Raw genomic sequence first — 23,872 nt, 5'->3', positions numbered from 1 at the left:
GCGAACAGAGAACAGAAGGGGTACAACCGCTACGTTCTTAATTCCCCTTGCACCGGCACCGGAGCGCGGCGATGACTCAGGCAACACTCCGACTCGTCGAAGGTTCTTCCATGGACAAGACCAAGGCGCTGGATGCCGCGCTCTCGCAGATCGAACGGCATTTCGGCAAAGGCTCCATCATGCGGCTCGGCAAGGGCGGCAAGGCCTTGGAGATCGAGAGCATTCCCACCGGCTCGTTGGGACTCGATATCGCGCTGGGCATCGGCGGCCTGCCCAAGGGGCGCGTCGTGGAGATTTACGGCCCCGAATCGTCGGGCAAGACCACGCTCGCGCTTCACACCATCGCCGAATCCCAGAAGCGCGGCGGCACCTGTGCCTTCATCGACGCCGAGCATGCGCTGGACCCGATCTATGCCCGCAAGCTGGGCGTGAACCTCGACGATCTGCTGATCTCCCAGCCCGACGCCGGCGAGCAGGCGCTGGAGATCGCCGACACGCTGGTGCGCTCCGGCGCCGTCGACGTGCTGGTGGTGGATTCGGTTGCTGCCCTGACCCCCCGGGCTGAGCTCGATGGCGAGATGGGCGACAACCAGCCCGGCCTGCAGGCGCGGCTCATGAGCCAGGCGCTGCGCAAGCTCACCGCCTCCATCTCCAAGTCCAACACCATGGTCATCTTCATCAACCAGATCCGGATGAAGATCGGCGTGATGTACGGCTCGCCGGAGACCACCACGGGCGGCAACGCGCTGAAGTTCTACGCCTCGATCCGCCTCGACATCCGCCGCATCGGCGCCATCAAGGAGCGCGACGAGGTGGTGGGCAACCAGACCCGCGTGAAGGTGGTGAAGAACAAGCTGGCCCCGCCCTTCAAGCAGGTCGAGTTCGACATCATGTATGGCGAGGGCGTCTCCAAGACCGGCGAACTGCTCGATCTCGGCGTCAAGGCCGGCGTGGTTGAGAAGTCCGGCGCCTGGTTCTCCCACGACAGCCAGCGCCTCGGCCAGGGCCGCGAGAATGCGAAGACCTTCCTGAAGCAGAACCAGGAGGTGGCGGCGCGCATCGAGGCGGCCATCCGCCAGAATGCCGGCCTCATCGCCGAGAAGATTCTCGCCGGCGATCCGGAAGAGGATGCCGAGGGGTCGGAAGCCGACGCGTGATGCGTCAGCCCCGGACGTGGTCCTGACAGCCTTTTAGAGCGGGCGGTGCCGGCAAGGCTCCGCCCGCTCTGCCTTTGCTGCCTCGCGTTTCTGGACAAGTGGCGGGCCCATCGTTAAACGAACCCGGTTCCGCCGGCCGCGTCGGCCGAGGGAACCGCGCGACGCCCGAGGGATGGCCCCAAGCTCGGCCCAAGGCGCTGGCGCGCGCAGCGATCACCAGAGCCGGCGGCCGCAAGGCCCGGCCTCCGAGGGACAGTGCCGGCACATGAGCGGCGTCAACGAGATCCGGTCGAGCTTCATCGACTACTTCGTCAAGGAGGGCCACGAGGCCGTCGCCTCGTCGCCCCTCGTGCCGCATAACGACCCCACGCTCATGTTCACCAATGCGGGCATGGTGCAGTTCAAGAACGTCTTCACCGGCGTCGAGAAGCGGCCCTATTCGCGGGCGGTGACGTCGCAGAAGTGCGTCAGGGCCGGCGGCAAGCACAACGACCTCGACAATGTGGGCTACACCGCGCGGCACCACACCTTCTTCGAGATGCTCGGCAATTTCTCGTTCGGCGACTATTTCAAGGATCGCGCGATCGAGCTCGCCTGGAACCTCGTGACCCGCACCTTCGAATTGCCGAAGGACCGCCTGCTCGTCACCGTCTACAGCGAGGACGAAGAAGCCTACGGCCTGTGGAAGAAGATCGCCGGGCTTTCCGACGACCGCATCATCCGCATCGCGTCCTCGGACAATTTCTGGTCCATGGGCGACACCGGCCCGTGCGGCCCCTGCTCGGAAATCTTCTTCGACCACGGCCCCCACATCTTCGGTGGCCCGCCCGGCTCGGCGGACCAGGACGGCGACCGCTTTATCGAGATCTGGAATCTCGTGTTCATGCAGTATGAGCAGCTGCCGGGCGGCGAGCGCGTCGGCCTGCCGCGGCCGTCCATCGACACCGGCATGGGCCTCGAGCGCATCTCGGCGGTGCTGCAGGGCACCCACGACAATTACGAAACCGACCTCATGCGCGCCCTCATCGCCGAGGTCGCGGAATTCACCGGCGTCGATCCCGAGGGTCCGCAGAAGGCGAGCCACCGGGTGATCGCCGATCACCTGCGCGCGTCGGTCTTCCTCACCGCCGACGGCGTGCTGCCCTCCAATGAGGGCCGCGGCTACGTCCTGCGCCGCATCATGCGCCGCGCCATGCGCCACGCGCAGCTGCTCGGTGCCAAGGATCCCCTGATGCACCGCCTCGTGCCCATTCTGGTGCGCGAGATGGGCCGGGCCTATCCCGAGATCGTGCGCGCCGAGCCGCTGGCCGAAGAGACGCTGCTGCTCGAGGAGACCCGCTTCCGCCGCACGCTCGAGCGCGGCCTCTCCATCCTCGAAGAGGAGAGCCAGGGCCTCGTCTCCGGCGCGAGCTTCCCCGGCGAGGTGGCATTTAAGCTCTACGACACCTACGGCTTTCCTCTCGATCTGACCCAGGACGCCCTGCGCGCCCGCGGCATCAGCGTCGACACCGACGCGTTCGACGCCGCCATGGCTCGTCAGAAGGCGGAGGCCCGCGCCAACTGGGCCGGCTCCGGCGAGGCGGCGACCGACACGCTGTGGTTCGCGGTGCGCGACAAGGTCGGCGCCACCGACTTCCTCGGCTACGATACCGAGAAGGCGGAAGGCGTGGTCACCGCCCTCGTGCGCGACGGCGCCGAGGTTGCGGCCCTCAATGCCGGCGAGACCGGCCTCGTGGTGCTCAACCAGACGCCTTTCTACGCCGAATCCGGTGGTCAGGTGGGCGACACCGGCCGCATGACCGGCGAGGGCGGCATCGTCGCGGAGGTGCGCGCGACCCAGAAGAAGCTGGGCGACCTGTTCCTGCACGATGTGAAGGTCGAGAGCGGCACGCTCAAGCCCGGCACCGCCCTGGTGCTGGAGGTGGAGCATGATCGCCGCGCCGCCGTGCGCGCCAACCATTCCGCCACCCATCTCCTGCACGAGGCGCTGCGCCGGGTGCTCGGCGAGCATGTGGCGCAGAAGGGCTCGCTGGTCGCCCCCGACCGCCTGCGCTTCGATTTCTCCCATCCCAAGCCCCTCAGCGAGGCCGAGGTGGCGGAGGTTGAGGAGATCGCCAACCGCTTCGTGCTGCGTAATGAGCCGGTGGAGACGCGCATCCTCGCGGTGGACGACGCCATCAAGTCCGGCGCCCGCGCTTTGTTCGGCGAGAAGTATGGCGAGGAGGTGCGCGTCGTCTCCATGGGGACGGACGACGGCAACGGAGCGCCCTACTCGGTGGAGCTGTGCGGCGGCACCCATGTGAAGCGCACCGGCGACATCGGCCTCATCTCCGTGGTCTCCGAGGGCGCGGTGGCGTCCGGCGTCCGTCGCATCGAGGCGCTGACCGCCCGCGCGGCCCGCAAGCATCTCAACGGCGCGAGCGCCGCCCTCATTGCCACCGCCTCCACGCTCAAGGCGCCGGTGGCCGAGGTGGAGGCGCGCGTCGCCGCCCTCGTGGAGGAGCGGCGCAAGCTGGAGCGTGAGCTGGCCGAGACCCGCAAGAAGCTCGCCATGGGCGGCAACCAGGGCTCGGGCGACGCCGTGCGCACGGTTGGCGACATCAAGCTCCTGGCGCGTCAGGTGGAAGGCATCGAGATCAAGGATCTCAAGGGCCTGGTGGACGAGGGCAAGAAGCAGATCGGCTCGGGCGTCGTCGCCATCGTCGGCGTCACGTCCGACGGCAAGGCCGGCATCGTGGTGGGTGTCACCGCCGACCTCACCGCCCGCGTCGATGCCGTTGCTTTGGTCCGTCGGGGCGCCGAGGCGCTGGGCGGCAAGGGCGGCGGTGGCCGTCCCGACATGGCCCAGGCCGGCGGACCCGACGGCGACAAGGCCGACGCGGCCCTCTCCGCCATTGAGGCCGCCCTCGCGGGTTGACCCGCGAGGCGGTCTTGCAACCTGACGGCGTCCGCGACACTGCGGCCGCCCGGTTCGGCCCGGGTAGCGCTCAGGCGCGTTTTATCTGACGCGTTCGGGGTGGATTTGACGTAAGCCCCTTGCGCAGCGTCATTCCTTCTTGCCACACAGGGGTGGGGGCGCCGGCGGAAGGCAGCGGAGTGGCGGTGCGGTGAACGACAGCTTCCTGAAGGATGCGTTCGTCTATCTCCTCGCCGCCGGGGTGCTGGTGCCGCTCTTTCACCGCGCCCGTATCGGCGCCGTGGTGGGTTTCATCGCCGTGGGAGCGCTCGTCGGCCCGCACGGGCTCGGGCGCCTGGCCGATACGCTGCCGCTGGTCCGCTTCGTCACCATTTCCAGTCCCGAACGGGCGGCGCCGTTCGGCGAACTCGGCATCGTCTTCTTGCTGTTTCTGCTGGGGCTTGAATTCTCCACCGCGCGCCTGTGGGCGCTGCGGCGCGAGGTGTTCGGCGTCGGCTGCCTGCAGGTGGTGTTTTGTGGTGTCCCGCTGGCGCTGGGGGCGGTGCTCGTCGGATACCCGCCGGGTGTGGCTCTGGTGCTGGGCTCGGCGCTCGCCCTTTCATCGACGGCGGTCGTGAGCCAGCTGCTCATCGACCAGCACCGTGCCCTTGCCCCGCTCGGCCAGCTCGTCATCGCCGTCCTGCTGTTTCAGGACCTGATGGTGGTGCCCATCCTCCTGGCGGCGGAGCTTCTCACCGGCAATGCGCCGGACGTGCTGACGCTGGCCGCCCTCGCGCTCGTCAAGGCGGTGGGCGCCGTGGCGCTGATCCTGGTGGCGGGACGCTTCGTGCTGGCGCCTCTGGTCGCGGCTGCCGCCTCCACGCGCTCGCGCGATCTCATCATGGCGATCACGCTGGTGGTGGTGGTGGGCTCCGCCGCGGTCACCCATCGGGCGGGTCTCTCCAGCGCGCTCGGCGCCTTCCTTGCCGGGATGCTGCTGTCGGAGACGGCCTACCGTCACCAGATCGAGGTGGATCTGGAGCCGTTCAAGGGCCTGCTCATCGGCGTGTTCTTCGTCACCGTGGGCATGAGCGTCGATTTCGCCGTGGTGCTGCCCCGGCTCGGCTGGGTGCTGGGCGGCGTCGCCTGCATCCTCGCCGTGAAGGTCGTGTTCACCTATGCCGCCGGCCGCCTGATGAAAGTTGCGCCACCGGCGGCGGCGGAGGCGGCGGTGCTGCTGGCGCAAACCGGGGAATTCGCCCTCGTGGTGCTGGCGCTTCTGGCGGCGAGCGGCGCGCTGCCGCGGGCCGATGCTGGCGTCCTCATCGCCATGGTGGGCCTAAGCCTCGCGGCAACGCCGTTCCTTGCGCGGCTGGGCCGGCGGCTGGGGCGGACGCTGGATGCCCGCCTCAACGACAACCTCGCCGCGCCGGTGCAGAGCAGCGCTGAGGGCCATGTGGTCATCGGCGGCTTCGGGCGGGTGGGCCGCATGGTGGCGGACGCGTTGGAGGAAGAGGGCGTCGCTTATGTGGCGCTCGACAACGATCCCCGCCGCGTGGCCGAGGCGCGGGTCGAAGGCCTGCCGGTCTATTTCGGGGATGCCGGGCGCGCGGAGATGCTCGAGCGCCTGGGTGCCGAGCGCGCCACCGTGTTCGTGGTGACCCTCGATGCCCCCAACGCGGCCGAGCGCATGGCGGGTGCCGTGCGCCAGCACTGGCCGGACGCGGCGATCATCGCTCGCGCGAAGGATACCGAGCATGCTCACCGGCTGTCGGCGCTCGGGGTATCAGGCGTGATACCGGAGGCGCAGGAGGCGAGCCTGCAGCTCGCCGCGCGCCTCTTGACGCAGCTTGGTTTGCCGGACGAGGTGGTGGCGGCGCGCACCGAGCGCGCCCGAGCCCGCATCGAGACAGCGCTCGGTGGCGCGCGAAGCCAAAGCGGGCAGGGGATTTGAGGACGAGATGAAGGAGCAATCGGCCCGGCGGCGTGTGTTCGACATCCTGGAGCGAGACCTTCCCGGCGACCGCACGGCGGACTTCGTCCATTATTTCCTGATCGGAATGGTGCTGCTGTCGGTGACCGGCGCCGTGCTGGCGACCGTGCAATCCCTGGAAATCCGCGACGCGTGGTGGTTCAAGATCGGCGAATTCACCGCGCTGCTCATCTTCACGGTGGAATACGGCTTCCGCCTGTGGGTGGCGCCGGAGCATCCGCTCAGGCGCAGCATGTCGAACACCCGCGCGCGCCTCAGCTACGCCTTGACCGTTCCGGCGCTGATCGACCTCATCGCCATCCTGCCGTGGTTCGTGGCGCTGGCGACCGATTTCGATCCCCACGCTTTGCTGGTGCTGCGCCTCGTGCGTTTCCTGAAGCTCGCGCGCTATTCCTCCGGCTTCAACGCGCTCTATCTCGCCATCAAGCGCGAGCGCTATGCGCTGCTCTCCTGCCTCATCATCCTGTGCTCCGGCGTGCTCATGTCGGCCACCGCCATGTATCTCACGGAGCGCAATGTTCAGCCGGACAAGTTCGGCTCCATCCCGCTCGCCATGTGGTGGGCGATCACGACGCTGACCACGGTGGGTTATGGCGACGTGGTGCCGGTGACCAATCTCGGCCGGCTCATCGGCGGCATCACCATGATTTCCGGCCTGATGATGCTGGCGCTGCCCATCGCCATTATCGCCGGCTCCTTTGCCGAGGTGATCTCGAAGCACAATTTCGTCGTCACCTTCTCCATGATCGCCCGGCTGCCTCCCTTTTCCGACCTCGAAGCGCCCGTGCTGGGCGACATCCTGCCGGTTTTGCACTCCCGCAGCTTCGACCGCGGCCATCATGTGGTGCGGCGGGGCGAGGAGGCGGCGCACCTGTTCGTGGTGCTGGAGGGAAAGGTGGAGATGGAGGGGACCGACGGGGTCCGCACGCTGGGGCCGGGCGAGGTGTTCGGGCTTCTGCCGGGTCACACGAAGCCCGATCCGGTGGCGGTACGGGCGGTCGCGAAGACCAAGATCCTCTCCATCGAGGAAAACGAGCTGTACATGCTCGCCTTGCGCCATCCCGACGTGATCGGCCGGCTTTCGGAACTCCATCCGGACGTGAGGCCCGAGGGCGACGCTCCGGCCGCCTGACCTTTCCCGCCAAAAGAAAAGGGGCCGCGCATGGCGGCCCCTTCGGGATTGCGGCGGCGGCCTGGGCTGCCGCCAAATGTCGTGTGCCTCAGGCCGCCATGGCCTTGGTGAGGTTCTCCGACACCTTGTCCAGGAAGCCGGTGGTGGAGAGCCACTTCTGGTCGGCGCCGACGAGGAGCGCGAGGTCCTTGGTCATGTCGCCGGCCTCGACCGTGTCCACGCACACCTTCTCCAGCGTTGCGGCGAACTTGGCGAGTTCCTCGTTGCCGTCGAGCTTGGCACGATGGGCGAGGCCGCGGGTCCAGGCGAAGATGGAGGCGATGGAGTTGGTGGAGGTCTCCTTGCCCTTCTGGTGCTCGCGATAGTGGCGGGTGACGGTGCCGTGGGCGGCTTCCGCCTCCACCGTCTTGCCATCGGGCGTCATCAGCACCGAGGTCATCAGGCCGAGCGAGCCGAAGCCCTGGGCCACGATGTCGGACTGCACGTCGCCGTCGTAGTTCTTGCAGGCCCACACATAGCCGCCCGACCACTTGAGGGCCGAGGCCACCATGTCGTCGATGAGGCGGTGCTCGTAGGTGAGGCCGCGCTTGTCGAACTCGGCCTTGAACTCGGCCTCGTAGACTTCCTGGAAGATGTCCTTGAAGCGGCCGTCATAGGCCTTGAGGATCGTGTTCTTGGTGGAGAGGTAGACGGGATAGTTGCGCAGCAGGCCGTAATTGAGCGAGGCGCGGGCGAACTCGCGGATCGACTCGTCGAGGTTGTACATGGCCATGGCCACGCCGGCGCCGGGGAAGCTGTAGACTTCCTTGTCGATCTTCGTGCCGTCCTCGCCCACGAAGGAGATGGTCAGCTTGCCCTTGCCGGGCACCTTGAAGTCGGTGGCGCGATACTGGTCGCCGAAGGCGTGACGGCCGACGACGATGGGCTGGGTCCAGCCCGGCACCAGGCGCGGCACGTTCTTGCAGATGATGGGCTCGCGGAAGATCACGCCGCCAAGGATGTTGCGGATGGTGCCGTTGGGCGACTTCCACATTTCCTTGAGGTTGAATTCCTTCACGCGGGCCTCGTCCGGCGTGATGGTGGCGCACTTCACGCCCACGCCGTGCTTCTTGATGGCCTCGGCGGCGGCGATCGTGACCTGATCGTTGGTGGCGTCGCGGTTCTCGACGGAAAGGTCGTAATATTCGAGGTCGAGGTCGAGATAGGGGTGGATCAGCTTGTCCTTGATGTACTGCCAGATGATCCGGGTCATCTCGTCGCCGTCGAGCTCGACGACCGGATTTGCCACCTTGATCTTCGCCATGGGACGGCCTTTCGCGACTGCTCAATGAGCCTTGGTAAAGCGGGGGAGGCGATGGCGCTGCATTGCGGCGCCACCGGCCTCCGGCACGGGCCGCTATAGCACCGGTGCAGTGCGGCGCAAGACGGAAACCCGGCTAATGCCGTGAGATCGTTTCCCACGCGGGGCCCGCCTTTCGTCCGGGTATCGACACGTCCGGGCGCCGTGTGCGACCAAGGCGCCGACAAGGGAGACCACATGCCGGGTTCGGGTACCGACAGCACCAAGCCGTGGACGGCGGGGGGGCCGCTCATCATCCTGGTGGAGCCGCAACTTGGGGACAATATCGGCTCGGCGGCGCGCGCCATGGGCAATTTCGGCCTGTCGCGCCTGCGCATCGTGAACCCGCGCCAGGGTTGGCCGAACGACCGGGCGCGCACCTTCGCCGCCGGGGCCGACCGCATTCTCGACGAGGCGCAGCTCTTCCCGGACCTGCGCGCGGCGCTGCACGACGTGAAGTTCGCCTTCGCCACCACCGCTCGCGAGCGCGGCATGGCGAAGCGGGTGGTCGGGGCGGATGAGGCCACGGCGGAGGCCCGCAGCCGTATGGCCGCCGGCGAGGAGGTGGCGCTGGTGTTCGGCCGCGAGCGCACCGGCCTCTATACGGAGGAGGTATCGCTGTGCGATGCCATCCTCACCCTTCCGGTGAACCCGGCCTTCGCCTCGCTGAACCTCGCCACCTGCGTCGCGGTCGCGGGCTATGAGTGGTCGAAGGCGGAAAGCGGCGGCGCCCTGCCGTTCGCCCCGCCGGATCGCTCGCCGCTCGCCGACAAGGGCGATCTCTTCGCCTTCTTCGACCATCTGGAGACGGCGCTGCAGACCTCCGGCTTCTTCCGCTCGCCGGAGAAGGCACCCTCCACCATCCGCAACCTGCGCAACATTTTCCACCGGCTGGGTCTCACCCGGCAGGACCTCGCCACCCTGCATGGGGCGGTGACGGCGCTGGAAGAGGGCAGGGAAGGGCGCGAGGCCCGCAAGGCCGAGAACAACGCCCGCGCTGCTGCCCGCAAGACGGGTGGCGGGTCGGCAGGGAGTGGCGAGGGCGGCGACGCTGGCTGAGCCGGGCGACCGAGCCGGACGGGCGCAAGACACCGCCACAAACGAAAACGGGCGCCCCGAAGGGCGCCCGTTCTGCTTTGGGATGAAGGTCGATCAGACCGAGTAGTACATCTCGAACTCGACCGGGTGCGGCGTCATCTCGAAGCGCATCACCTCGGCCATCTTCAGGTCGATGTAGGACTCGATGAAGTCCTTCTGGAACACGTCGCCCTTCAGCAGATACTCGTGGTCCGCCTCGAGGGAGGCAAGCGCCTCGCGGAGCGAGCCGCAGACGGTCGGGATCTGCTTCAGCTCGGCCGGGGGCAGGTCGTAGAGATCCTTGTCCATGGCCTGGCCGGGGTCGATCCGGTTCAGGATGCCGTCCATGCCCGCCATGAACAGGGCCGCGAAGGCGAGGTAGGGGTTCGCGCCGGGATCGGGGAAGCGAACCTCGACGCGCTTGGCCTTCGGGTTGTTGGTGTAGGGGATGCGGCAGGAGGCCGAGCGGTTGCGCGCCGAGTAGGCGAGCAGCACGGGGGCCTCATAGCCCGGGACCAAACGCTTGTAGGAGTTGGTCAGCGGGTTGGTGAAGGCGTTCAGCGACTTGGCGTGCTTGATGATGCCGCCGATGTACCACAGGCAGTACTCGGAGAGATCGGCATACTTGTCGCCGGCGAAGAGGGGCTTGCCCTCCTTCCAGATCGACTGGTGCACGTGCATGCCCGAGCCGTTGTCGCCGAACACCGGCTTCGGCATGAAGGTCGCCGTCTTGCCGTAGATGTTGGCCACCTGGTGGATGCAGTACTTGTAGACCTGCAGGTGGTCGGCCATCGTCACGAGCGAGCCGAACTTGAGGCCGAGCTCGTGCTGGGCGGAGGCCACCTCGTGGTGGTGCTTCTCCACCTTGGCGCCCATCTTGGCCATGGCGGCCAGCATCTCGGAGCGCATGTCCTGCGCCGAGTCGATGGGGGGCACGGGGAAGTAGCCGCCCTTGGTCTTCACGCGGTGGCCGAGGTTGCCGCCCTCATACTCGGTGTCGCCGTTGGTCGGCAGCTCGATGGAGTCGAGCTTGAAGCCGGTGTTGTACGGGTCCGCCTTGAAGCGCACGTCGTCGAAGATGAAGAACTCGGCCTCGGGGCCGAAATACACCGCGTCGCCCACGCCGGTGGACTTGGCATAGGCCTCGGCCTTCCGGGCGATGGAGCGCGGGTCGCGGCCGTAGGGCTGGCCCGTGGTGGGCTCAAGCACGTCGCAGACGATGGAGAGCGTGGTCTCCGAGAAGAAGGGGTCGATGCAGGTGGTCGTCGGATCCGGCATGAGCAGCATGTCGGACTCGTTGATGGCCTTCCAGCCGGCGATGGACGAACCGTCGAAGGCGGTGCCTTCGGTCAGGAATTCCTCGTCGACCATGCTGATGTCGAACGTGACATGCTGCCACTTGCCGCGCGGATCGGTGAAGCGCAGGTCGACATATTTCACGTCCTCGCTCTTGATGAGATCGAGGACGTCCTTGGCCGTCTTGGTCGTCATGGGGTTTGCTACCTTTCTGCTGGCCTGCAGTTCGTTTCTTGGACGATTTGTTTTGGACGCGTCAGATCGCGTCGAGGCCGGATTCGCCGGTCCGGATACGGATCGCCTCTTCGATGGACGACACGAAGATCTTCCCGTCTCCGATCCGCCCGGTCTGGGCCGCACGGCGAATGGCATCGACGGCTCGATCTACCATATCGTCGGAGAGGACAACCTCGATTTTCACCTTCGGCAGGAAATCGACCACATATTCGGCACCGCGGTAGAGCTCGGTATGGCCCTTCTGGCGGCCGAATCCCTTGGCCTCCGTAACCGTAATGCCTTGCAGGCCGACGTCCTGAAGGGCTTCCTTCACCTCATCGAGCTTGAAGGGCTTGATGATTGCCTCGATCTTCTTCATCCGCTCCGTCTCCCTGACCCGATCCGCCGCCGCACGGTCGAGACGCCTTTTGTAAGCATGATATGTGCCATGCCTTGGGTCATTTGCCCATGCAGAAGACAAGCAAGTCGGGTCGGGCGCAATGCCTAGTTCTTGATCTGCGTGATGAATTATTGAGCTTATATGCCGGTTTTCAGTTCGCCGACATGAGCATGATCTGAGCATCTGAGGACGGGGGCATCGGTGCACGCACTGCTTGATCCGAATGAAATGGCGCGCGCGGACAAATTCGCCGTCGAAATGGGCACGCCGTCCATGACGCTGATGGACCGCGCCGGCACCGCCGTGGCCGATGCGGTCGCCCGCTACCCCTATCCCACGCGCATCCTCGTGCTCTGCGGTCCGGGCAATAACGGTGGCGACGGATTCGTCGCGGCGCGGGTGCTGGCGCAGCGGGGCTTCAAGGTGCGCCTCGCGCTGCTGGGCGACAGGGACAAGCTGACCGGCGATGCCCGCCGCGCCGCCGAGCGCTGGCGCGGGGCGGTGGAGGAGCCGGCCGCCGTCGATCTCGATGAGGCGGGGGTGATCGTGGATGCCCTGTTCGGCGCCGGCCTCGCCCGTGACCTCGACGGCGCGGCGCGGGCGCTGGTGGAGCGCATGGCGCAGTCCGGCAAGCCCATCGTCGCCGTGGACCTGCCTTCGGGGCTGGACGGCGCCACCGGCAAGGTGCGCGGCGCGGCGGCGCAGGCCGTGGAGACGGTCACCTTCTTTCGCCGCAAGCCGGGGCATCTGCTGGAGCCGGGGCGCAGCCTGTGCGGGCGGGTGCGGGTCGCCGACATCGGCATTCCCGATGAGGCGCTGGACGCGATTCGCCCGCAGACGTTCGTCGACATGCCGGCCCTCTGGCGGGATGCCTTTCCTGTCCCTACCGCCGGCGGACACAAATATTCCCGCGGCCATGCGGTGGTGGTGAGCGGCCCGGCCTGGACCTCCGGCGCCGCTCGGCTTTCCGCGCGCGGCGCGCTGCGGGCCGGCGCCGGGCTCGTCACCATCGCCCTGCCGCGGGAGGCCCTGCCGCTGCAGGCGGCCTCTTATGCCGCCATCATGCCGCGCCCGGTGGATGGGGCAGGGGAGCTGGCGGAGTTGCTGGCAGACCGGCGCCTGAACACGGTGGTGCTGGGACCGGGCCTCGGCAGTGGAGCGGAGGCCCGCTGCAAGATCGACGTGGCCGCCCCCGGCCGCCGCCTGGTGCTCGATGCCGATGCGCTGACCAGCTACGAGGGCGTGCCCTGGGCGCTCGCAGCAGTGGCGGCATCCAGCGCCGGCCTCATCGTCACCCCCCACGAGGGTGAATTCGCCCGCATGTTCCATGGCGACGGCGATGTTCTCGGGGCACCCTCCAAGCTCGCCCGCACCCGCGCCGCCGCGCGCAGGCTCGGGGCCGTGGTGGTGCTGAAGGGGGCGGACACGGTGATCGCCCATCCCGACGGCCGAGCCGCCATCGCCGAGAATGCGCCGCCCTACCTGGCGACAGCTGGGGCAGGGGATGTACTGGCGGGTATCGCCGGCGGCCTGCTGGCACAGGGCATGCCGCCCTTCGAGGCGGCGTGCGCCGCCGTCTGGCTGCACGGAGAGGCAGCCCGGGAGGCCGGGCCGGGGCTTATCGCGGACGATCTGCCAGAGGCTTTGAGAGGGGTCTATAGCCGGCTATACGCTGCCATCGAAAAAGCTTGACGCGCGCAAGCGAATCAAAGTCGACATCTTCGTCTGGCGGGCCACGTCGTCACGCGCCCCAGCGGGGCCTATGCGCCGGGCGGCCGGGCGGTTCCGGCCGCATAGGTCTCTGATTCGGCGGGAAAAACCGGTCAGGCCGTGACCTGATACGTCGCCGAGGCGACGACCTCGCCATCGCCGCCCCGCTGCGCCGTAACGCTCCACGTCCCGGTCGTCTGGGCCAGAAGGGCCACCCTTACTGTCGCTTTAGCCGGCACAGGAACTGTGTCGTGCCACCACGGCTTCCAGCCATCGTCGAGGCCGTCGAGCAGCCGCACCGCGTGGCCGGCGACATGGACCGACACCGGAGCATCGAGGCTGTTGGTGAGGGTCAGAACCATTGCCTTGCCTGACTTCACGGTGCCGAGCGAGGTGGAGGCGCCGCTCTTCCCTCCGATGGGCAGCTCGACGCGAACGGCATCCTTCAGCGGAATGTCAGCCGGCAAATCGTTTGGCGGGAGCGGCGCGGGCGGGCCGGAGGGCAGGGGGCCTGCGGGCCCGACCGGCGTCACCACCGCGAGCCGGATCGGCTCCTGCGATGTCTCGATCTCGATGATGGTGGCATCCGCGTCGTCGATGGTCGCGGCGACATCCACCCGCCCGCCCGGCGGCATCTGGAGGCGGCCGTCCTTCAGTTCGAACGGCTGGGCGACCGGCTGCCCGTCGATGGCAATGGCGTAAGCGGCCGGGCCCTTCAGCCGCAGGCGGAGGAACAGGGGCGTGGCGTTCACGAGCCGCAGCCGGCTGCGTCCGCTGGCGGGACCCTGAAATGTCGGCGAGAACTCGCCGTTCACCGGGAAGATCGGCACCCCGCTCTCGGGCGGAAACGACTGGATGAACAGCAGGTTGTCGGAGGCGTAGGCTGGCGTGCCGGGCTCGGCCACGATGAGCGCGCCGGAGAGCGCGCGGCGGGCGAGGGCCGGGGACGTGGCGTGGTACCAGAAGGTGCCGGCATCCTTGGGCGTGAGCCGGATCAGCTTGTTCTGCCCGCCAGCGACGGCCGCGGAGGCGGAAGTGGCGGCATCGGTCGGCAACCGCACGCCCTGCCACGTCAGGCCCACGCTCTCCTTGAGCGCATTGGCGAACTGGACCTGAAGTTCACTCCCCTTCGTCACCCGCAGCACGGGGCCCGGCAGAGAATCGTTGAAGAGCGCAAGGTTGCCCTGACCGGCGATGGCCGGCCGGGTGCCTTCCGTGGCCGTGAGCGAGACGGGGCCGGCGCCTTGGCCCTGCGCCAACGCCCAGTCCGGCAACAGGGCACCGGCAGCGCCGGCGAACGACAGGGCCGCAGCCCCCTTGAGAACGTTGCGACGAGAGGGAATCGACGGGCTCACGCGGCATCTCCTGGCGGGGTGGGTGGACCATGTTACGCGGCCGGAAAAAGGGCAAGCGGCTTTGCTCAAGCGTTCCCCAGCGCCGCTGCACGGACTGCTCCGTCGACGCGGCACCTCCTTTGATCTCATCTGCGAGCGAAAGCTTGGCGGCATACAATCTTCCGCCGGCCGGCCATACGCTCCGCAGGCTGCTCCTCGGGCGGGGATGCGGCGTCGTGCCGTGATGCACGCGCGATGGGGAGCGTGCGGTCGCGGGCGCCATTTTCTTGCTGCGCGACCGCACGGGCATGATATAAGCCGCGACCCGAACGGCGCGTGCGGCCTCGTGCGCGAGCGGTGGAGCTGTGCCCGGAGGCGTCGTGCGCTCAAGCGCTTCGGTGCCGTCCCCGTGCCCGGCGACACCTCGCAGGCATGACGGGCCTTTGGGCGCGACGGGCCTTTGGCGAGACGGGGCCGCGGGCGTGGCGGAACTGGTAGACGCGCGGGATTTAGGTTCCCGTGACGCAAGTCGTGGGGGTTCGAAACCCTCCGCCCGCACCAATGCCGCCGCAAGCCCGCGCGCCGGCCGCCGCAAGGTGGTCCGGTCGGGGCAGGTCCACCGTGCCGCGCGGCCTCCGGCGATTGCCGCGGGATGCCGGTGACAGCGCTGAATTCAAGTTAACGCGCCTGGCGCGATGAGGATGTGAAGGCAAGACGATGCAGGTGACCGAGACCGGGGCCGAGGGCCTCAAGCGCGCTTTCCGTGTGGTGGTGTCCGCCGCCGACCTCGACGCCCGGGCCGACGCCCGGCTCAACGAGCTCAAGGGCCAGGTGAAGCTGAACGGCTTCCGCCCCGGCAAGGTGCCCGTGGCCCATCTCAAGCGCGTCTACGGCAAGTCCGTGATGTCCGAGATCATCGAGCAGACCGTCAACGAGACCAACGGCAAGATCGTCGAGGAGCACGGCTTCAAGCTGGCGCTCCAGCCCCGGATCAAGGGTCCGGAAGAGGACCCCCAGTTCCAGACCCTGCTCGATGGCGGCAAGGACCTCGCCTACGACGTGGAGCTGGAGATCCTGCCGAAGATCGAGCTCGGCAATTTCAAGGACATCTCCGTCGAGAAGCCCGTGGTCGAGGTGACCGAGGCTGAGGTGGACGAGGCGGTGCAGCGCATCGCCGATGCCAACCGCCCCTTCGCCACCAAGGAAGGCCCGGCCGCCGAGGGTGACCGCGTCACCATCGACTTCACCGGCTATGTGGACGGCGAGAAGTTCCAGGGCGGCGAAGGCCAGGACATCGACGTCCTCATCGGCTCCAAGGGCTTCATCCCCGGCTTCGAGGAGCAGCTCGTCGGCGCTTCGGCGGGCGAGAACCGCACCCTCAACGTGAACTTCCCCGAGGCTTACGCGGCCAAGGAACTCGCCGGCAAGGCCGCGACCTTCGAAGTGACCGTCAAGTCCGTCGACGCACCCGGTGCGATCGCGGTGGACGATGCCTTCGCCGCGACTCTCGGCCAGGAGAGTGTCGAGAAGCTCCGGGAGACCGTGAAGGCCCGCATCGCGCAGGAATATGCCGGCGCCGCCCGCCAGAAGGTGAAGCGCGCTCTGCTGGACGGCCTCGACGCGACCCACAAGTTCGACGTGCCGGAAGGCCTCGTGGAGCAGGAGTTCTACGGCGTGTGGAGCCGGGTGAACGAGGATCTCGCCGCCCAGGGCCGCACCTTCGTCGATGAAGGCACCACCGAGGACGAGGCTCGCCAGGACTACCGCCGCATCGCCGAGCGCCGCGTGCGCCTCGGCCTGGTGCTTGCGGAAATCGGGGAGCGCAACAATATCCAGGTTTCCGACGACGAGGTGACGCGCGCGGTGGTCGAACGGGCCCGCCAGTTCCCCGGCCAGGAGCAGCAGGTGTGGGACTATTACCGCCGCACCCCCGAGGCTCTGGCGTCCGTGCGCGCCCCCCTGTTCGAGGAGAAGGTCGTCGACTTCCTCCTGGAGCTTGCCAACGTGACCGAGAAGACGGTCACCAAGGAAGAGCTCTTCAAGGATGACGAGGACGAGAAGGCGGCCTGAGGCTCGGGTCGCGATCCGTCCTGCGACGAATTCGCGCGGCACGCCGGCAGCGGCGTGCCTTTACCCGCGCCCTCCCTATGCGCCCCTGGGGGTTTTAAGATGCGTGATCCTGTTGATACTTACATGAATTACCTGATCCCCATGGTGGTCGAGCAGACCAACCGTGGCGAGCGGTCCTACGACATCTTTTCCCGCCTCCTGAAGGAGCGCATCCTTTTCCTCACCGGCCCGGTCGAGGACGGCATGGCCACGCTCGCGGTGGCGCAGCTGCTGTTCCTCGAGGCGGACAACCCGAAGAAGGAAATCTCGATGTACATCAACTCCCCCGGGGGAGTGGTGACGTCGGGCCTCGCCATCTACGACACCATGCAGTTCATCAAGCCGGCGGTGTCGACGCTCTGCATCGGCCAGGCGGCCTCCATGGGCTCGCTGCTGCTGACCGCAGGCGAGAAGGGGATGCGATTCGCGCTGCCTAACGCCCGAATCATGGTCCATCAGCCGTCCGGCGGCTTCCAGGGCCAGGTGACGGACATCATGCTCCACGCTCAGGAAATCCTCAGCCTCAAGAAGCGGCTGAATGAAATCTACGTGAAGCATACCGGCCAGCCCTTCGAGGCCATCGAGAACGCCCTCGAGCGCGACAACTTCATGACGTCGGAAGCCGCCAAGGAGTTCGGGCTCATCGATTCCGTGATCGACAAGCGCCCGACCGACGAGGCCGTGAAGGCCGCCTGAGGTCGAGCACGAGCTTGGCCGCAAGCGCAGACGGGGCGATTGCGATAGTTGGGCAACACGCCCGGCGTTCACGCATTGCCCCACTTGCGTGCGGTGCAAGATCGCGCTTGCATGTCGTTAAGCCGGCATCGGATGCCGCGTAGTCGGCCCCCGCCTGATGGTGGGGGCCTTCGCGTTTCAGGGCCATGAACCGTCGGGGCCCGGACTTCGTAATGAGTTCCGGGTTCAGACTTGCGAAAGGTCGTGGGCAGACGATCGGCGGACGGCGCGACCTTCAGGTCGGCGGCGGCGCGTCCCTTGGTCTGGGGAATGTCGCCAGCCTGCCTTGATCGCGTCGCCTCAGGGTGGTTGGCTTTTGGCGAGTTGATCACCACATTCGGGCTTGGCGAGGTTTTTGCTTCGTACAAGCCCCATATGAGGCCCTGACGAGACGGCCGGTCATATGTCCGGTTCGTGAGGGCGTTAGGAGACGTGAGATGAGCAAGACCGGCGGCAGCGACAGCAAGAACACGCTTTATTGCTCGTTCTGCGGCAAAAGCCAGCATGAGGTCAGGAAGCTCATCGCCGGACCCACCGTGTTCATCTGCGACGAATGCGTCGAGTTGTGCATGGACATCATCCGGGAAGAGTCGAAGTCCTCTCTGGTGAAGTCGCGGGATGGCATCCCGACCCCGAAGGAGATCCGCAAGGTCCTCGATGACTATGTCATCGGCCAGGACCACGCGAAGAAGGTCCTCTCCGTGGCGGTGCACAACCACTACAAGCGTCTCAACCACGCCACCAAGCACGGCGACGTGGAACTCGCGAAGTCCAACATCCTGCTGATCGGGCCTACCGGCTCGGGCAAGACGCTGCTCGCGCAGACGCTGGCGCGCATCCTCGATGTGCCGTTCACCATGGCCGACGCCACCACGCTGACCGAAGCCGGTTACGTGGGCGAGGACGTGGAGAACATCATCCTCAAGCTGCTCCAGGCTGCCGACTACAATGTCGAGCGGGCGCAGCGCGGCATCGTCTACATCGACGAGATCGACAAGATCAGTCGCAAATCTGACAATCCGTCCATCACCCGCGACGTCTCGGGCGAGGGCGTGCAGCAGGCCCTGCTGAAGATCATGGAAGGCACGGTCGCGTCCGTTCCTCCGCAGGGCGGCCGCAAGCATCCCCAGCAAGAATTCCTGCAGGTGGACACCACCAACATCCTCTTCATCTGCGGCGGCGCCTTCGCCGGCCTCGACAAGATCATCTCGTCCCGTTCCAAGGGCTCCACCTCCATCGGCTTCCAGGCCAAGGTGGCGCCGCCCGAGGATCGTCGTCCCGGCGAGGTGTTCCGCGAGGTCGAGCCCGAGGATCTGCTGAAGTACGGCCTCATCCCCGAGTTCATCGGCCGCCTGCCCGTGCTGGCGACGCTGGGTGACCTCGACGAGGAGGCGCTGAAGAAGATCCTCTCCGAGCCGAAGAACGCCCTGGTCAAGCAGTACCAGCGGCTGTTCGAGATGGAGAGCGTGGACCTCACCATCCACGAGGAGGCCCTCGGTGCCATCGCCCGCAAGGCGATCGAGCGCAAGACCGGCGCCCGTGGCCTCCGGTCCATCATGGAAGGCATCCTGCTGGACACCATGTTCGATCTCCCCGGTCTCGAAGGGGTCGAGGAAGTGGTGATCAGCCGGGAAGTCGTCGAGCAGAATGCGCGCCCGCTCTACATCTATGCCGATCGCGTCGGCGACGCGGGCGCCAGTGCGTGACGTGTCGCGCCCCGCACCTCTCCCCAGACCTCGCGGTTTCGGGAGAGGGCGGGACACGACCGGAGTTCAGCCGGCCCGGATCCGTTCCGGCCGGCGGATGGTCCCGGTTCGGGTCAGGGCCCGGGGCATGAGGCGGGAGATGACGACCGGGGCCGACGCGCCGGTTCGCCCTCTTCTCGGGGGGCTCGCCCGCAAGGGACGATCCTCCAAAGAGGTCAATGGTGTGCCCTTGAAACGGGCAGGTTGCGTGTCCATCTACTTTTCGAAAGTTCCGGTCTCGGGGGTCGGACCTCGTGCCTCCTGCGGCGCAAGCCGCTTCAGCATTGAAAATCCACGCCCGTCTCCGGCCGCGTGCACGCGCGGCAACGCAGTTCTGCGCCCAAATCCAGCGCGTGCACTTCTTGAAAGGATTGCGTCATGACGAGCCAGAAGCCGCGCCCGCCGCTCGTTGCCGGAGTGTCCCAGACCTTCCCGGTCCTCCCGCTTCGCGACATCGTGGTGTTTCCCCACATGATCGTCCCCCTGTTCGTGGGCCGCGAAAAGTCCATTCGCGCTCTCGAAGAGGTTATGCGCGGCGATACCTACATCCTGCTCGCCACCCAGGAGAATGCGTCGGATGACGATCCGGCCCCCGAGGCCATTTTCTCGGTGGGCACGCTCGCGACCGTGCTGCAGCTGCTGAAGCTGCCCGACGGCACCGTGAAGGTGCTGGTCGAGGGCGTCAGCCGCGCCCAGGTGACCCGCTATACCGAACGGACCGACCTCTACGAGGCCGAGGCCATCACGCTCAATGACGAGGTCGGCGACCGCGTCGAGGGCGAGGCGCTCGCGCGCTCGGTGGTCACCGAGTTCGAGAATTATGTGAAGCTCAACAAGAAGGTGTCGCCCGAGGTGGTCGGCGTCGTCAGCCAGATCGACGACCACTCCAAGCTCGCCGACACTGTCGCCTCGCATCTCGCGGTGAAGATCCCCGAGAAGCAGGGCGTGCTCGAGACCCTGAAGGTTCCCGATCGCCTCGAGAAGGTGCTCGGCCTGATGGAGAGCGAGATCTCCGTGCTCCAGGTGGAGAAGCGCATCCGGACCCGCGTGAAGCGGCAGATGGAGAAGACCCAGCGCGAGTACTACCTGAACGAGCAGATGAAGGCGATCCAGAAGGAGCTGGGCGACGAGGACGGCAAGGACGACCTGCAGGAGCTGGAGGACCGCATCAAGCGGACCAAGCTCACCAAGGAAGCCCGCGAGAAGGCGACGCACGAGCTGAAGAAGCTCCGCCAGATGTCGCCCATGTCGGCTGAAGCCACCGTCGTGCGCAACTATCTGGACTGGCTGCTCTCCATCCCGTGGGGCGTGAAGAGCAAGGTCAAGAAGGATCTGAACTACGCCCAGGAGATCCTCGACAGCGATCACTACGGCCTCGACAAGGTCAAGGAGCGCATCGTCGAGTACCTGGCGGTCCAGAGCCGCGCCAACAAGCTCACCGGGCCCATCCTGTGCCTCGTCGGCCCTCCCGGCGTCGGCAAGACCTCGCTCGGCAAGTCCATCGCCAAGGCGACGGGCCGTGAGTTCGTGCGCGTGGCCCTCGGCGGCGTGCGCGACGAGGCGGAGATCCGTGGCCACAGGCGGACCTATATCGGCTCCATGCCGGGCAAGATCATCCAGTCGATGCGGAAGGCGAAGAAGGCCAACCCCCTCTTCCTGCTGGACGAGATCGACAAGATGGGCGCCGATTTCCGCGGCGATCCGTCCTCGGCCCTGCTCGAGGTTCTCGACCCCGAGCAGAACCACACCTTCAACGACCACTATCTTGAGGTGGATTACGACCTCTCGAACGTCATGTTCGTGACTACGGCGAACACGCTGAACATCCCGCCGGCCCTTCTGGACCGCATGGAGGTGATCCGCATCGCCGGCTACACGGAAGACGAGAAGGTGGAGATCGCGCGCAAGCACCTGATCCCCAACTCGCTCCAGAAGCACGGCATGACCGAGAAGGAGTGGACCATCGACAACGAGGCCCTGCTCACCCTCATTCGCCGCTACACGCGGGAAGCGGGCGTGCGCAACCTCGAGCGTGAGATCTCCACCCTCGCCCGCAAGGCGGTGAAGGAGCTCATGCTGTCCAAGAAGAAGTCGGTGAAGGTCACGGGCAAGAACCTTGAGGACTTCATCGGCGCGCCGCGCTTCCGCTACGGCGAGGTGGAGAGCGAGGACCAGGTGGGTGTCGTCACGGGCCTCGCCTGGACCGAGGTGGGCGGCGAGCTGCTGACCATCGAGGGCCTCATGATGCCCGGCAAGGGCAAGATGACGGTCACGGGCAACCTGCGTGACGTGATGAAGGAGAGCATCTCCGCGGCGGCGTCCTACGTCCGTTCGCGGGCAGTCGACTTCGGCATCGAGCCGCCTCTGTTCGAGCGGCGCGACATCCACGTCCACGTTCCCGAGGGGGCGACCCCGAAGGACGGTCCGTCCGCCGGCGTCGCGATGGCCACCGCCATCGTGTCGGTCATCACCGGCATCCCCGTCCGTCGCGACGTGGCGATGACCGGCGAGATCACCCTGCGCGGCCGGGTGCTGCCCATCGGCGGTCTCAAGGAGAAGCTCCTTGCGGCCCTGCGCGGCGGCATCAAGAAGGTGCTGATCCCCGAGGAGAACGCCAAGGATCTGGCGGATATCCCGGCCAACGTGAAGAACGCGCTGGAGATCGTGCCGGTGTCGCGCATGGACGAGGTGCTGGCCAACGCATTGGTTCGCCCGCCCGAGCCGATCACCTGGGAAGAGCGTCCGGTGAACAACCCGCCGGTCGCCGACGAGGACAATGCGGGCGTGGTCGCCCACTGACGCGAAAAAACAGGCCGGATTGTCCGCAACCCGGCCTGTTTCAACAGTTTCTGAACAATTTTCGAGGGCGTGTCGCCGCCATCCCCGGACCTTCGGGGTGTGCGGGGCGCGCCCTCAGTCTTTTCAATGACTTAGGGGCGTAGCCGACGCAGCGCCACGCCTCGCCCGCACCCCGCTTCTTCGCAGGCGCACAGCGCAAAATCGTGCATTGGTGCGGGTTTGGCGCCAATCGCGCTTGCAAAAGCCTTATTTTCCGTGATGCTCGCGCCGTTCGTCGGGGCTCGCCCTGCACGATTCGCGTTCTGACAACGGAAGGAAAGGTCAGATGACCACCAAGAACGAACTGATCGCCGCCGTGGCCGAAGAGGCAAAGCTGACGAAGACCGCTGCGGCTGCGGCTGTGGACGCGACCTTCGACATCATCGCCAAGGCGCTCAAGGATGGCGAGGAAGTCAAGCTGATCGGTTTCGGCAGCTTCTCCGTGGTGACGCGCGCTGCCCGTGAAGGCCGCAACCCGCGCACCGGCAAGCCGGTGAAGATCAAGGCTTCCAAGGCGCCGAAGTTCACCCCCGGCAAGGGTCTCAAGGAAGCCGTCAACGACTGATCCGGCCCTCGGCCCGGGCGCGCGCTGCGCCGGCCGTACTGCCGCTGCATGTGCCTCTCCGGATCGATGTCCGGAGGGCTATCCGGACGCTCCCGGCCCGGCCGTACCGGGCGGAGCGTCCCCGATCCGGCGAGCCCCAGCCTCGCGGATCGGAGGCGCACAAAGCGCCTGCGCGCCAAGCGCAAGATCCGGCCATCGTGCCGACGTTTCCCAAAGCCGTTTTTCCTGAGGGCGTCCGGCGGACGGGCACGCGCCATGTCGTCGTGCAGCCGCTGTCCACGCTCCAGCCGCATGCCCACCCTTGCCGCTGCGGCCCGGGCGGACTATAGCGCCGGAAGGTCCTGCGACGACCGGGCGGTTAGCTCAGTTGGTAGAGCATCTCGTTTACACCGAGAGGGTCGGCGGTTCGAGCCCGTCACCGCCCACCATGTCCGGCTCCTTTCTCTCTTCACTTCGCCATCCGCGATTCCGCCCCCGCGCGTGTGCGCCGTTCGCGCCGCCGCGCGCTCCGCGAATCCCTTCATCCACAGGTCAGAACACAGAGCGTCGGTAGTGCCGAAAAGCGTTGCCAGAGCTCAATTCTAAGGGGGCTGTGGACAACTTCCCGGCAAAAAATGCGCGGCTTGCTTGACTTGGGCGGAGGGGTGCCGTACCACGCCGCTCTCCTCGGCGGTCGGCAAGACCTGCCGCCGGTTCGGGGGTGTAGCTCAGTTGGTTAGAGCGCCGGCCTGTCACGCCGGAGGTCGCGGGTTCGAGCCCCGTCACTCCCGCCATTCATCACCCTGAGATGATTTGGCTATTCGCTCCGCGCCAGCTGCGCTTGGGGCATCCTCCTCTTCGAATTCACACCGGCTCGATGACTTCAGACCGGCACCCTTTCTGCCGCTTGTGCTCGGCCTGCGCGGCACGCGGCCTGACCTTCTTCAAACTGGCTTAGATCAGCGGGCTGATGGCCCTCGAAGGGCGCCCCTAAGGCCGGGGATGCATTCCCATGGCGCCCTGGATGGGCAGTCCGCACCCCGCCATCGCCTACGACGGCTCCAGAGCCTCTGATAATGCCGCGGAGCGTCCAAGATGCTCCTTCGGCGACGTCAGGCTCTCTCGACCCTTCCAGGGCGATTTGAGAGGCGTCGGGGCGGCGGCCCATCGTGTCGTGCGGCCGCTGCGCATCTGTATGGAATGAACCAAGCCGCCGCCTTCATGCCGACGGACGGCTTGGTCCTTTCCTGCCATTTGGCCGGAACGGCTCCCCTCTGTTGCGTTTTGGCGGAGAGGCCGACGTCGTTGGTGGTGGCGTCCATTGCGGTCCAATTGCCGAAGCCTCTGGGCC

At 66.9% G+C, this 23,872-nt stretch carries 15 protein-coding genes and 3 tRNA genes; 14 read left to right on the top strand and 4 right to left on the bottom strand.

The window, feature by feature from the left end; translation table 11 throughout:
- Nucleotides 1-71 precede the first annotated feature (71 nt).
- The 4 genes from recA (at nucleotide 72) to D7006_RS13670 (ending at nucleotide 7,178) form a co-directional block, all read left to right on the top strand.
- Nucleotides 72-1,157, top strand: coding sequence for a recombinase RecA (gene recA, locus D7006_RS13685; protein WP_237353406.1), 1,086 nt, complete (start codon nucleotides 72-74; stop codon nucleotides 1,155-1,157).
- Between the two features lie 265 nt (nucleotides 1,158-1,422).
- The gene (alaS, locus tag D7006_RS13680) at nucleotides 1,423-4,074 is read left to right on the top strand and encodes an alanine--tRNA ligase (RefSeq protein ID WP_169124201.1); all 2,652 of its coding nucleotides are present in this window, start codon (nucleotides 1,423-1,425) and stop codon (nucleotides 4,072-4,074) included.
- Between the two features lie 190 nt (nucleotides 4,075-4,264).
- Nucleotides 4,265-6,007, top strand: coding sequence for a cation:proton antiporter (locus D7006_RS13675; RefSeq protein WP_237353405.1), 1,743 nt, complete (start codon nucleotides 4,265-4,267; stop codon nucleotides 6,005-6,007).
- A gap of 7 nt (nucleotides 6,008-6,014) precedes the next feature.
- Nucleotides 6,015-7,178, top strand: a complete 1,164-nt coding sequence (locus D7006_RS13670) for a cyclic nucleotide-gated ion channel (protein ID WP_237353403.1) — start codon at nucleotides 6,015-6,017, stop codon at nucleotides 7,176-7,178.
- A gap of 88 nt (nucleotides 7,179-7,266) precedes the next feature.
- Here the strand turns inward: D7006_RS13670 and D7006_RS13665 are convergent, their stop codons facing one another.
- The gene (locus D7006_RS13665) at nucleotides 7,267-8,481 is read right to left on the bottom strand and encodes an NADP-dependent isocitrate dehydrogenase (RefSeq protein ID WP_169124198.1); all 1,215 of its coding nucleotides are present in this window, start codon (nucleotides 8,479-8,481) and stop codon (nucleotides 7,267-7,269) included.
- Between the two features lie 234 nt (nucleotides 8,482-8,715).
- On the opposite strand from D7006_RS13665, the gene D7006_RS13660 reads away from it, so the two are divergent.
- Entirely contained in the window at nucleotides 8,716-9,576 is an 861-nt protein-coding gene (locus tag D7006_RS13660; protein ID WP_237353401.1) for an RNA methyltransferase, read from the top strand.
- A 93-nt stretch (nucleotides 9,577-9,669) separates the two neighbouring features.
- Here D7006_RS13660 and glnA read toward each other — a convergent pair whose 3' ends face one another.
- Together glnA and D7006_RS13650 are read right to left on the bottom strand one after the other, a co-directional pair.
- Complete coding sequence (gene glnA, locus D7006_RS13655; RefSeq protein ID WP_024278715.1) at nucleotides 9,670-11,085, bottom strand: type I glutamate--ammonia ligase; 1,416 nt, start codon at nucleotides 11,083-11,085, stop codon at nucleotides 9,670-9,672.
- A gap of 61 nt (nucleotides 11,086-11,146) precedes the next feature.
- Nucleotides 11,147-11,485, bottom strand: coding sequence for a P-II family nitrogen regulator (locus D7006_RS13650; protein ID WP_012115561.1), 339 nt, complete (start codon nucleotides 11,483-11,485; stop codon nucleotides 11,147-11,149).
- A 249-nt stretch (nucleotides 11,486-11,734) separates the two neighbouring features.
- Here D7006_RS13650 and D7006_RS13645 point away from each other — a divergent pair, with 249 nt between their 5' ends.
- Nucleotides 11,735-13,198, top strand: a complete 1,464-nt coding sequence (locus D7006_RS13645) for an NAD(P)H-hydrate dehydratase (protein ID WP_237353400.1) — start codon at nucleotides 11,735-11,737, stop codon at nucleotides 13,196-13,198.
- Nucleotides 13,199-13,329: 131 nt separating this feature from the next.
- Here the strand turns inward: D7006_RS13645 and D7006_RS13640 are convergent, their stop codons facing one another.
- Complete coding sequence (locus D7006_RS13640; protein ID WP_237353398.1) at nucleotides 13,330-14,571, bottom strand: multicopper oxidase family protein; 1,242 nt, start codon at nucleotides 14,569-14,571, stop codon at nucleotides 13,330-13,332.
- A 455-nt stretch (nucleotides 14,572-15,026) separates the two neighbouring features.
- Here D7006_RS13640 and D7006_RS13635 point away from each other — a divergent pair.
- The 8 genes from D7006_RS13635 (at nucleotide 15,027) to D7006_RS13600 (ending at nucleotide 23,315) form a co-directional block, all read left to right on the top strand.
- Nucleotides 15,027-15,111, top strand: a tRNA-Leu gene (locus tag D7006_RS13635).
- 156 nt (nucleotides 15,112-15,267) lie between these two features.
- Entirely contained in the window at nucleotides 15,268-16,620 is a 1,353-nt protein-coding gene (gene tig, locus D7006_RS13630) for a trigger factor (RefSeq protein ID WP_237353396.1), read from the top strand.
- 99 nt (nucleotides 16,621-16,719) lie between these two features.
- Nucleotides 16,720-17,355 carry an ATP-dependent Clp endopeptidase proteolytic subunit ClpP gene (gene clpP / locus D7006_RS13625; protein WP_229644058.1) on the top strand — a complete coding sequence of 212 codons (636 nt, stop codon included), beginning with the start codon at nucleotides 16,720-16,722 and terminating at the stop codon, nucleotides 17,353-17,355.
- Between the two features lie 476 nt (nucleotides 17,356-17,831).
- Entirely contained in the window at nucleotides 17,832-19,100 is a 1,269-nt protein-coding gene (gene clpX, locus D7006_RS13620; RefSeq protein ID WP_024278720.1) for an ATP-dependent Clp protease ATP-binding subunit ClpX, read from the top strand.
- A gap of 417 nt (nucleotides 19,101-19,517) precedes the next feature.
- The gene (gene lon, locus D7006_RS13615) at nucleotides 19,518-21,938 is read left to right on the top strand and encodes an endopeptidase La (protein WP_169124191.1); all 2,421 of its coding nucleotides are present in this window, start codon (nucleotides 19,518-19,520) and stop codon (nucleotides 21,936-21,938) included.
- 325 nt (nucleotides 21,939-22,263) lie between these two features.
- A complete protein-coding gene (locus D7006_RS13610; protein ID WP_024278722.1) occupies nucleotides 22,264-22,542 on the top strand; it encodes an HU family DNA-binding protein in 279 nt (92 codons plus the stop codon).
- A gap of 352 nt (nucleotides 22,543-22,894) precedes the next feature.
- Nucleotides 22,895-22,970: transfer RNA gene (locus D7006_RS13605), tRNA-Val, on the top strand.
- Nucleotides 22,971-23,238: 268 nt separating this feature from the next.
- Nucleotides 23,239-23,315: transfer RNA gene (locus tag D7006_RS13600), tRNA-Asp, on the top strand.
- Nucleotides 23,316-23,872: the final 557 nt, after the last annotated feature.

This window comes from Xanthobacter sp. YC-JY1 (genome assembly GCF_021730305.1).
Lineage (GTDB): Bacteria > Pseudomonadota > Alphaproteobacteria > Rhizobiales > Xanthobacteraceae > Xanthobacter > Xanthobacter flavus.
This window is presented reverse-complemented; position numbering and strand designations above follow the sequence as displayed.

What these genes read in the sequence shown, in the direction of transcription:
- clpP (WP_229644058.1), top strand. Translation starts at nt 16,720, where the DNA reads ATGCGTGATCCTGTTGATACTTACATGAATTACCTGATCCCCATGGTG.
- clpX (WP_024278720.1), top strand. Translation starts at nt 17,832, where the DNA reads ATGAGCAAGACCGGCGGCAGCGACAGCAAGAACACGCTTTATTGCTCG.
- D7006_RS13610 (WP_024278722.1), top strand. Translation starts at nt 22,264, where the DNA reads ATGACCACCAAGAACGAACTGATCGCCGCCGTGGCCGAAGAGGCAAAG.
- D7006_RS13645 (WP_237353400.1), top strand. Translation starts at nt 11,735, where the DNA reads ATGGCGCGCGCGGACAAATTCGCCGTCGAAATGGGCACGCCGTCCATG.
- recA (WP_237353406.1), top strand. Translation starts at nt 72, where the DNA reads ATGACTCAGGCAACACTCCGACTCGTCGAAGGTTCTTCCATGGACAAG.
- D7006_RS13670 (WP_237353403.1), top strand. Translation starts at nt 6,015, where the DNA reads ATGAAGGAGCAATCGGCCCGGCGGCGTGTGTTCGACATCCTGGAGCGA.
- D7006_RS13665 (WP_169124198.1), bottom strand. Translation starts at nt 8,481, where the DNA reads ATGGCGAAGATCAAGGTGGCAAATCCGGTCGTCGAGCTCGACGGCGAC.
- glnA (WP_024278715.1), bottom strand. Translation starts at nt 11,085, where the DNA reads ATGACGACCAAGACGGCCAAGGACGTCCTCGATCTCATCAAGAGCGAG.
- lon (WP_169124191.1), top strand. Translation starts at nt 19,518, where the DNA reads ATGACGAGCCAGAAGCCGCGCCCGCCGCTCGTTGCCGGAGTGTCCCAG.
- D7006_RS13660 (WP_237353401.1), top strand. Translation starts at nt 8,716, where the DNA reads ATGCCGGGTTCGGGTACCGACAGCACCAAGCCGTGGACGGCGGGGGGG.
- alaS (WP_169124201.1), top strand. Translation starts at nt 1,423, where the DNA reads ATGAGCGGCGTCAACGAGATCCGGTCGAGCTTCATCGACTACTTCGTC.
- D7006_RS13650 (WP_012115561.1), bottom strand. Translation starts at nt 11,485, where the DNA reads ATGAAGAAGATCGAGGCAATCATCAAGCCCTTCAAGCTCGATGAGGTG.
- tig (WP_237353396.1), top strand. Translation starts at nt 15,268, where the DNA reads ATGCAGGTGACCGAGACCGGGGCCGAGGGCCTCAAGCGCGCTTTCCGT.